Source organism: Terrabacter sp. Soil810, assembly GCF_001429645.1.
Classification (GTDB): domain Bacteria; phylum Actinomycetota; class Actinomycetes; order Actinomycetales; family Dermatophilaceae; genus Terrabacter.
In genome coordinates, this window is the sequence record NZ_LMSW01000010.1 from 1 (window position 1) to 8,029 (window position 8,029).

5 protein-coding genes and 1 pseudogene are annotated in these 8,029 nt (G+C 65.4%); all 6 read left to right on the forward strand.

What is annotated here, in order from left to right:
* On the forward strand, positions 1 to 315 hold a 315-nt coding region (locus ASG96_RS23585; RefSeq protein ID WP_162262022.1), incomplete at its 5' end, for a hypothetical protein.
* A 467-nt stretch (positions 316 to 782) separates the two neighbouring features.
* Positions 783 to 2,591, forward strand: a complete 1,809-nt coding sequence (locus tag ASG96_RS05805; protein WP_057587274.1) for an AAA family ATPase — start codon at positions 783 to 785, stop codon at positions 2,589 to 2,591.
* 1,520 nt (positions 2,592 to 4,111) lie between these two features.
* The gene (locus tag ASG96_RS05820; protein WP_057587279.1) at positions 4,112 to 4,897 is read left to right on the forward strand and encodes a hypothetical protein; all 786 of its coding nucleotides are present in this window, start codon (positions 4,112 to 4,114) and stop codon (positions 4,895 to 4,897) included.
* Between the two features lie 22 nt (positions 4,898 to 4,919).
* Positions 4,920 to 6,143 carry a patatin-like phospholipase family protein gene (locus tag ASG96_RS05825; RefSeq protein ID WP_057587281.1) on the forward strand — a complete coding sequence of 408 codons (1,224 nt, stop codon included), beginning with the start codon at positions 4,920 to 4,922 and terminating at the stop codon, positions 6,141 to 6,143.
* 1 nt (position 6,144) lies between these two features.
* Complete coding sequence (locus ASG96_RS05830) at positions 6,145 to 7,410, forward strand: clostripain-related cysteine peptidase (protein ID WP_057587284.1); 1,266 nt, start codon at positions 6,145 to 6,147, stop codon at positions 7,408 to 7,410.
* A gap of 18 nt (positions 7,411 to 7,428) precedes the next feature.
* Positions 7,429 to 8,029 (forward strand): annotated as a pseudogene (locus ASG96_RS05835) (hypothetical protein); the annotation flags it as partial.

Sequence of the window (8,029 nt, forward strand, 5' to 3'; positions counted from 1 at the left end):
GCGTTCAACAAGGACAAGGAAGGCCGAGACTGGGGCGTGCCGGTCCTCTACATGCGAGCCGCGCACGGGCAACTCTTCGAAGGCGCCGCAGACAAGAGCGCCCGTGACCGGGCCCGCGAGAGCGCCGAAGCCGACGTCAACGTCCGCGTCCGCGTCCGCGTCAACAATGTACAGACCGGCGGCGTCGTGACGGGCGCCGAGGTCAGCCGCATGCTCAGCGGACGGATCGCCGTGGTCATGACAGTCGCTGGAAACGGTCATGGGCGACCTTACCGGCACGCAGGCCGAGTTAGCTGGCGGATCGGTGAACGTTGAGATCGACGTCGACACGGTGGGAAAGGGGGGTAGCGTGCTGAGCTCAACCTCAGCTCGGCGTTGTCTCCGGTCGCCCTCGGGCACGTGGACGTCGACGTCGACGACGACGACGACGGGACCCTCCATTCCAGGCCTGACAATTGCGAAGTCTCCTGGAGGCCGTCTACCACCGGCGCCCTACCTTCACCGGGGAAGCGCGGGAGCAGACGGGCACCCACATCGAGGTCCGGCAAGAGCCGGCACGATGCGAACCGAGTTGACGGGAGTGGACGCCAACCTGAGCGGTGCCGCAACCGTTGTCGTCAACCAGAGGGGTCGAGCCCGTGGTAGAGGGTCCCTCACTGGGCTTCAAGGGTAGCGTCGACGCTCTTGCTTGCCGACGCGAGCGCAGGTCACCAACAGAGGAGGGCGACGATGGGCTCCGAGGTTGAGGTTACGGTCGCCGTATCCGGAAGGGAGCGACCTTGATGGACGAGGGCCTGTGGTCGCCGAGACTGGTGGCGCTCGACTTCAGTTCCCTTATGGAAGATGCAACGCGCGAGTTCACGGGGCGTGAATGGCTTCTTAGCGACATCGACCACTGGGTGGAGCACGGTGACGACCAGATCTTCATGCTCACCGGCGAACCGGGCATCGGAAAGACGGCCCTGGCGGCAAAACTCATCCGGCGGCGAGCCGACATCTGCGCCTACCACTTCTGCGCGGCCGGACGCAGCGAGACGGTCGTTCCGCACACGGTACTGCGTTCGCTGGCGGCTCAGATGGGACAGCGCGTGCCCGGCTACGGCGACGCGCTGGCAGGGACGATCGACCCGATCCATCTGTCCGTCCGTGTCGAAATCGACGTGGGAACCATGACCGGAGGTGAGATCACGGGAGTGGTGCTCGAGCGACTTATGTTGGCGGATCCGCAGCGTGAGTTCGACGTCCTGATCCGTGCCCCACTGGCGGCTCTGAATCCACCTCGACCGGCAGTCGTCGTGCTGGACGCCCTCGATGAAGCCTTCCTCTTCCGAGGACAACCGACCCTGATCGACCTCATCGCTCAGACCCCCTCCCTTCCATGGATCCGGCTCTTCATAACGACGCGCCCGGACCGTCGCATCCTCCGCCACTTCAGGCATGCGTCCGGCTATCACCTGCGGAGTGACGACCCGCGCAACCAGAATGAACTCGTTGAGTACGTGGAATCGAGCCTCCGGGCTGCCCTCCCCGCGTCCAGCCCAGAGGTGGCGCTCATCGCACAGGTGTCATCGGGGAACTTCCTTCACGCGAAGCTGCTGGTCGAGCACGTGACCGCCGGCCGGGGCCGCTCTCTCCTCACGGACCCCCCCCAACTCCCGAAAACTCTCAATGAGGCATACGCCGATTTCCTCTCGCGTTTCGACCGTCACGACTGGGAGACTCGCCTCGTCCGGCTCTTCGGCACACTTGCCGTCGCGGAGGAACCCCTCTGCGAGCGCCAGCTCTCCTGGTTCACGGGTACGCCTAGAACGGTTCTTCGTCAAGACCTCGCGGCAGCTCGCCAGCTCCTGCTCGTCACCGCGACGGACGGCGGAGATCGGTTTGCTCTCTTTCACCAGACCCTGCGCGACTACTTGGTTGACGAGCATCGGAATTACGACTTCTGGTGCGCTCCGGAGGATGCCCACCGGGCCATCGCCACCTTCTACGTGAACGAGCTCGGCAACGATCCGACCGCACTCGACAAGTACGCCGCCCGGCATCTAGGTGACCACCTCGTTGAGCTGGGTGACTGGGAGAATCTCATCCTGCTCCTCCAGAACGAGCACTTCTGGTTAGCCCTGGGCCGCGAGCTCTGCTCCCGCGAGCCCTACGGCGGTGGGCGACCCATCCAGGTTCTACTCACGCGCTATCTCGCCACTATTCCTGATGCGGCATTAGCCGGCACCCTTAAACTCACCAACCTCTCCGGGCCCGAGCAATACTTTGTCGGCCGGCTCAGCAACTTTCAGACGTGCAACCCATTCGCCTTCGCCTCGTGCCTCAATTACTACTCCGTCGAGACCCTGGAGCGAGAAGCTGCAGGAAAGCAAACCGAGTATACCTCCGAATGCCACCGGTGCCATGGCCGGGTCCACTACGGCCTCTTGGACATCGGCGGCCCGGACTACTTCGAACACGCATACTCCTGGTGCTCTACGTGCTTCTGGTCGGTGTTCGATTACCAGCACTCCGACGACATCAACCACGAGCCCCTTTACTTCGACCGCACGACTAACCTGTGGACCACGGTCAGCCCGTTCGAGTCCTAATGCGGTTGGGCTGCGGTTCCTTGACCACGTTGTGATCGCGGGACGGGCCTGGAGCAGCGTCAAGTGAGTGTGGCGAACGCTTCGTTCCGAGCGGCAGGAAGTAGTGCGGCCGACAGCGTTGCCCTGCGTGCCGCCAGCTCCTCGACCTCGGCGAGTCGGAGTTCGGCGCCGATCCGGCGTTGGGTGGGGATATCCGGCAACGGGACCTCGAGCGCCTCGAACTGGTCGATCTGTACCCGCTGTCGTCTCTGACCCATCCCGGATGTCGCTGCGGCCAGCTGTTCCGCGAGACCGCGCCAGCGCTCGAGCGGTGGGACCTCGCCCCCGCGGCGGCTAGAGTCCGCGGCGACGAAGGCAACCGGCGCCTGCACCAGCGCTGGGCCAGGTTCATGGACCGTCGTAAGCGTGCCACCACAGCCAACGTCGCCATCGCCCGCGAGCTCGCTGGCTGGGGCTGGTCCTTGGCCGTCTTGGACGACCAGTAGCGGCCATCTGACTGCCTCGTCGACCGGCCCACGTGGTGGCAGCGCGTGGAGCGACCCGCGAAGCTACTGTGAGCAGCCCTCCGGGGCCACGCTCGCTCCTAGACAAGCGAACCCGCTCCTGCCGAAACCCCGTCCTGCGGTAAACAACCCGCGCATATCAGTCTGACCGCGCGTCGCCATCGACACGCTCACCACAACAGGCCAACCGACGAGGTACGAGGCACCCGTCCCTCACGGGGACGGGTGCCTCACCCCGCCACTTGACAAGCACGCACGACATATCAGGTAGCCGTCCGCTGCCCGCTCCGCCTCGTCATGCTTCGCGACCTTCCTCGCTTCCTTGGGCATCGTGCTCCTGCCCTTGAGCATCTCGGTCATCGACAACCAGCCTTCCTCGCCGAACCTGTCGGCGTGTCGAGCCAGAAACACCCTTGGGCGGACAGTCCCCGCAGAACAGATCTGCGCGACGTGCCATTTGCACCGTAATCCGGACGGTCTCATGTGAGTCAAACGCCCCATCTGCACGGTTCGTCGGGTGCATGCTGGAATCGTAATCATCTCGTAAGGGGCGCCATGAGCACTCGGAACTATTCGCGGACTACAGACGACCGAACCCCGGAGCGGGAACGAGGGCGCCACGTCTAGGCGTGCTACGCAGTTGCTGCTTAACTTGGCTGTAGCTTTGCCAGCGTCGTGTCGCGGCACGTCTCGACGACGAGGACCGGCTCGCTCAGTGCGGCGTCCCGGACACCCTGCTCGCCACCCCGACCGAGCGGCACCGGCAGTTGGGGCGCGGCGATAGCGGTGACGGATCCATTTGGGCGTTTCGCCGGCGGCGCGAGCGGAGTCGGATACTGTGAGAGATCATGGGTCTGGGCGCCCGTGGTCTGTCTCGTCTCACACGATGAGTGTTTGTGCGATGTCGACAGATTCGAGCGCTGATAGCCGTGCTTCTCTGACCCCCATAGGCGATGAGCGTCGGAGCGGGCACCCAACGGGATTGCTAGGCGACACAGGAGTCTTCGGGAGCGCATCATGGTCGTAGACGCATTTAGCCGGGCGCGTGCGTTCGTGCAAGCGGCCGACCTTCCGGAGCCTCCTCCCATCGATTTCGATACACCGAAGGCCCCGCGGCCAGCGCTGGACGAGGCGAAGGAGCAGGCGGCGGTGGTCGGTGGGGAGGTTATTGCTTTCGTCCGAGGGGTCACTCGTGAGCAGCGGGCGGACATCGTTAACGCCTCTCTGCTGGCGCAGCTGGTGGCGAAGAAGAAGGTGCCCAGCCAAACCACCTTCGCAGATGTTGAGTATTGGTATGGCTGCTACTTCGAGGTCCTGTCCAGCATCGGTTTTGCTATACAGGACAAAGGCTTCGCCCAGTATCACGAAGAAACGGGCGACTTCCAGGCTCATGAGGCGATCCTGGAAGTCGCTGCCGGGCTGTTGGTGGGCGCCCCCGCTGCCTTGACCCTGGTGAAGACCACCCTGACGGCTCTTCAGAAAATGAGTGACGGCAGCCCATGGATCACCCTCTTCAACCGGGAGAGCCAGTCAGCGAACACCGCGCGTTTCCAGGTCGGGCTGGCGGAGTCCTCCCCCACTGACGGGCTGCTCCTAACGTTGATGTCTTTCGGCCTCGAGGCGCAGTCAAATCTCACGCAGGTCCTGTTCTTCAAGTTCCGAAAGAGCGACGTGACTCTCCGGCATCATTCAGGAAAGGTCACGGTCAGCGCGCCCGTGCTGGAGGCGGTGCGCCTGGATATCGCCGAACGGCTGGTCGACTTCGCTCAAGACTACGTGCGGCAGCTTCCCGATCTGGCCTGAATTGTGAGCGGAGGGACGAGGCGTGGAGTACGACCTGGTGTTCGAGGGTGGTGGTGCGAAGGGCATGGTGCTCGTTGGCGCCTGCCAGGAGTTCTTCAATCGGGGGCACACCCCCGGTCGGCTGTTGGGCACTTCGGCGGGCGCGATCACCGCGACGCTGCTGGCCGCCGGTTACTCGCCGGGCGAGATGCTCGAGGCTCTCGCGGAGAAGGCCGAGGATGGCCAGTCCGTGTTCGCGGGGTTCCTGGGACCCCCTGCAGCATTCAGCGAAGACAGTTTGAGGGAGAGTTCCACGCTTAAGCTGCTTGAGGGCGTGGACTTTACATTCGTGTGGAACAGAATCGAGAAATGGGTCGATTTCCGGTTGGTGCGGCTGCTCGCGGGAAGTGACCGTTTCCGTTCGGTGATCTCCCTGGTCGAGCGCGGCGGGTGGTTCGGCGCGGATCGCTTCGTCGACTGGCTGACCCGCAAGCTCGACGGCGGACAGATCGAGGGAGTGGCTCGGCGTTTCAGTGGGCAGACTCTGTCCGAGTTCCATCAGGCGACCGGAGTGGAGCTCTCGCTGGTGGCCTCGGACACGAGCGCGGGGAGCCTGCTCGTGTTGAATCACCACACCGCGCCAAAGTGTCCGCTCGTGTGGGCGGTCCGCATGTCCATGAGCATTCCGCTCGTCTGGGACGAGGTGATCTGGCAGTCCGATTGGGGCACGTACCTAGGACGGGATATCACCGGTCATGCGATCGTGGACGGCGGACTGCTCTCCAATTTCCCCATCGAGCTGTTCATCTCGAGCGAGGCCCCGATCACGCGCCTGATGGGCCAGAAGGCCCAGACTCCGGTCCTCGGCATGCTGATCGACGAGCGTCTGCCGGTCCCGGGCTCGAAACTCTGGGGCGTGCGCTTCGCGATCCGACCGGGGGAGCTGGCGACCGTGCAGCGTCTGCGCCGTCTTGTCGACACCGCCACGGGTGCCCACGACAAGATGGTGATCGACGAGTACGCGCGCCTGGTTGTCCGGCTCCCGGCGGGCGGGTACGGAACCACTGAGTTCGACATGAGCGATGACCGTCGGACGGCGCTGGTCGACGCAGGCCGGACCGCGATGGCCCTCTACTTCGACGCCCCTGACGACCTACTGCTGCCGACGGAAGGCGGGACGAAGGCTCCGGGTCCGGCTACCGACCCGTCGCTGAGCACGGCGGATCGCATCGCGCTCGGGATCCTCGGCCAGGGCGAACCGGTGTGAGATGGCCAGCAACGCCAGATGGAGCGTCCTGACGTACATTGCCGCACACAACGATCTCGAACCGCTCGGAAAGGTGAGCCGTCAGCAGATCCTCGGCGTGGGCAGCACACCCGAGGTCGTCCACGGGATGCTCTACGACGGGGCCGCCGGGGCGGCCCGCTATGTCGTCGGCAACGCCGGAGCGGTGCGCACGCAGGAGGTGCTGGGCGCCTTCAACTCGGGCGACCCGGATGCCCTGATCGAGATCGCGAAGTGGTTCTACGGCGAGAACCCGGCCGACAGGTACGGCCTGGTCCTGTGGAGCCACGGAACCGGGTGGACCCCGTCGGAAATCGCTCAAGTCGCCCGCGAGGCACGGCCCGGCGCCGAGCCCGCGGACGATGAAGCAACCGAACGGGCCCGCTCGTCAGGCAGCCGGGCGCTGTTCCGGTCGACCCTGCGGATGATCCTCACCCCCCAGCGCGAGGCGGAGCGGGCAGTCCTGTTCGACGACGGCACCGGCCAATCGCTGGACACGCTGGAACTCGAACGCGTGGCCCGCACAATCACCGAGGCCATCGGCAAGCCGCTCGAGTTCCTCGGGATGGACGCCTGCCTCATGGCGAACCTCGAGGTGGCGTACCAGCTCCGGCACGCGGTGCGCTATCTGGCCGCCTCCCCTGAGCTAGTGCCTGGGCACAGCTGGCCCTATCCGGCAATTTACGGAGACCTCAGGGACAACCCGGATCAGGACGGCGCGGCGCTGGCGCGAACCGTGGTGGACCGATACGTCGCATTCTATGAGGCCAACCCGCCCGGTGCGGGAGACGTCACTAAGGTCGGGCTCGACCTCGGCCGGATCGAGGAAGTCAAAGACGCGACGGACGAGCTTGCACGAGCGCTGCTCCAGGACATGGGCGCCAACAGTGGACTCCTGTGGAGCGCGCAGCACGCGACGCAGCAGGTGGAGTCTCGGAAGGGCGCGCGGGCGCCGAGCAAGTTCGACTACCACCTGTGGGATCTGGGCGCGATCGCCGAGGCCATCCGGCTATCGAACGACGCGGCGGACACCGTCAGGCGCGCGGCACACGACGTGCATGACGGGCTCCGGCCAGGCGCCGGAGCGGTGCTCGCTGAGGGCCACCTCGGCTCGTGGTTCGACGGCACTCGAGGCGTCTCGATCTACCTGCCGGTCGTCGAACGCATCTCTCCCTGGTACGCCGAGCTCACCTTCCCCAATGACACCCATTGGGGCGACCTGCTGGCCGCGTACCGTCAACAACTCTGAATTTCTGCGGAGGCCGACATGGAATACCTCGACATGGAACTGGAGCTGACCGGTTCCCTCCCCACTGACGGCGAGACGCGCACGGGTAAGTATAGGGTGCGCGTCTTGCGCTCGCCCGCGGGCGAGATGACCGCCGAGGAAGCCACCCCGGTCGAGTACGACGACAAGCAGCTGCAGTACTCGCTCGACCAGTTGGAACAGCGCGAGCTCGACACCGACGGCCTCCTCAAGCTCGGCCGCACCCTGGCGGCAATCATCCTGCCGACCAGCGGTAGTGACCGAGACGCCGGCGTGCGCGAGTTGTTCGCGCGGAGCATGGCCACCGCCACGGCCAACACCGGCTTGCGGCTGAGGCTGCGGCTGCCGGCCGAGCTGTCGGTGATCCCGTGGGAGTACATGTACATCGACCGCGCCGGCGGCGAGGGCGCCGACGGGTTCCTGGCACTGGACCCGCGCGTCGCGATCGTCCGGCACGACTCGCTCACCGTGCCGGCCAACCCACCGCTGCTGACCGGCGACATCAGGGTCGTCACCGCCATCGCCGCGCCCGAGGGACTGGTGCCGCTCGATCTGGATCGCGAGCAGCGCGTCCTGAACGAGGCGCTGGGCGGGCTGGACC

Bases quoted from the DNA above. Each gene is read 5' to 3' on its own strand.
- ASG96_RS05830 (WP_057587284.1), top strand. From the start codon at position 6,145: ATGGCCAGCAACGCCAGATGGAGCGTCCTGACGTACATTGCCGCACAC.
- ASG96_RS05805 (WP_057587274.1), top strand. From the start codon at position 783: ATGGACGAGGGCCTGTGGTCGCCGAGACTGGTGGCGCTCGACTTCAGT.
- ASG96_RS05820 (WP_057587279.1), top strand. From the start codon at position 4,112: ATGGTCGTAGACGCATTTAGCCGGGCGCGTGCGTTCGTGCAAGCGGCC.